Annotated in this window: 1 protein-coding gene; it reads right to left on the minus strand. The window is 32.4% G+C overall.

What is annotated here, in order from left to right; translation table 11 throughout:
* Positions 1-346: 346 nt before the first annotated feature.
* Positions 347-1,240, minus strand: a complete 894-nt coding sequence (locus ACQKNX_RS25615) for a patatin-like phospholipase family protein (protein WP_340821505.1) — start codon at positions 1,238-1,240, stop codon at positions 347-349.
* Positions 1,241-2,294 lie beyond the last annotated feature (1,054 nt).

Raw genomic sequence — 2,294 nt, forward strand, 5'->3', positions numbered from 1 at the left:
GCCGCCAGCGTTCGTCCTGAGCCAGGATCAAACTCTCCATAAAAGAAATTTGATTAGCTCAAATTGTTTTGCTGGCATCAATTTTGATGTCCAAATTTTTGTTTCGTTCACTAACGAAGTTAGCTAATAAAAACTATATTGATTACGTTTTGCTTGTTCAGTTTTCAAGGTTCATTTTGTTAACTGTTTTGTAAGAGTTAACTTTTATATAATAACATGTTTCTGAAATAATGTCAAACATTTATTTTATTTTTATATTTCGTAGTTACATGTTGTAACAGCAACTTTTATATAATAACATCTAGTTTATAAGTCGTCAATAGGTTTTATAATTTTTTTTAGACTTTTATATTCTAAACCTAGGCCAGGTCTTTAAGAATTGAATAGTACGATTCCTACCTATCTCTAGTAATGTTTCCTTTGTCTCCTCATTTAAATCAAATTGTGTAGCGCTGTAATCATCTACTGGAATAAAAACAATATCTCTTTCGTGTCTTCTTGAAATATATCTTTCATCATGTGCCCCTTTCATAGTTGCAAATAACGCTTCAAATAAATTTAAACCATTCTTTATTACTTGAGGACATTGTTCTTCACTACTTCTACTTAGTTTAAGACCAAGTACTGGTCGCTTTTTACGCCCTTCTTTATCATCAAAGATCCAGAGAGGAAAATTACTTAATACACCACCATCAACAATGACCGATTCGCCTTTTCCTGTTTTTAATGTAACTGGTTCAAAGAAAAACGGAATACCACAGCTCATACGCAATGCACTAGCAACAGAAAAATTACTAGCATCGATTTGATACTTGTGTAAATCATCCGGTAAAACAATAATTCTACCATTTGATAAATCCGACGCTACTAATTTCAATGAACCTTCGGGTATATCTGCAAAAGTGTAAACTCCCTTATCCGCCAATTTTTGAAAGAACCATTTTTCTAATGCTTTCCCTTTATATAAACCTAAATGGTTATAGACATTAATCCATTTCATAAATGGCAATGGCAAAAATGTTTTTCGAGGGTCTAATAATGAAGGTACATCCAACTCTTCAAGCATACATTCAATTTCTTTACCACTATAACCAGCAGCAATAAAAGCTGCTAAAATAGCTCCAGCACTTGTTCCAGCAACTCGCTTAAAGTGGAAATTTTCAGCTTCTAATACTTGATACGCTCCAACTAATGCAAAGCCTTTCAATCCCCCACCAGAAAAAACACCATCAATCCACAAAATTCCCTCTCCTTTTTCAAGTAATGGTTACATTATAGGAAACTAGCAAAACGATTAGAACTTAAAAAAGTGAAATTTGTCGATTTGTAAGGCATTATAATACTCAACTCTTAAAACAACTTGTGTGCCTAAATTGAAATCACCGTTTAGCAAATATTTTGTTAAAATGCGTTATTTAACTATAAAGTTTTAGCCTTATCGTACCTCCTTACTTATAGCTAAAGAATAGAGGAAACACAGTTCCTTAGTTTTCATCTGTGTAAATTTAGAATGATGGCCAAAAGTCCGTGTTCTCCATCAATTAAAAAGACCCTCTTGTATTAAACAGCCTTCATAGAAATTCATATATAAGCACTAGTAGGGACTAGCAATTCTGTTATGTAAAACATCCCTTTATACAAAAACAATCTTAACTGAAAAGGCAGCAATGACAAAGGATAAATCCCTTTCATTACTGCCTTTATCTTTTAACAACTGAGTATTATAACAAGAATCTTACTGAATAAATTTACTATTCATCATATAAATTGTAAGTTATTAGAACGATCAAAATAATAAATCTTATAAAAATGGACATTCTTAAATTGCATAAGTCATTAATATTTGCAATTTCTCTTAGATATGTATAAATATATATAAAATCATCTGAAAATACGCAAAAGTGTTACCATCATAGCTTTGAAAAGATTTAGTATTACTTTCCCATCTGATGTAAATATGCATCAATTACAAACTCTTCACAACAATTATCTCTTCAATAAGAAATGATAGATTGTTACCCCTAGAGAATCTATACTTACAGATTTCAGGTCTTAAGTCTCTTACATAGAACTTTCTCTGAATTTATACGATGGTCGTATTTACTTGAATACCCCTAACGGGCTTCTAGCATCTATCTTTCGCAATTCGCTCAATCATACTCTCGTCATCTCTAATAGATCTTTATTTTTACATAAAACAAAAAAACAGCCAGCTATTGCTGACTGCTTTGTGTGCCTAGCGATGTCCTACTCTCACAGGGGGAAGCCCCCAACTACCATCGGCGCTAAAGAGC

Source organism: Lysinibacillus sp. NPDC093712, assembly GCF_050280025.1.
Taxonomy (GTDB): domain Bacteria; phylum Bacillota; class Bacilli; order Bacillales_A; family Planococcaceae; genus Lysinibacillus.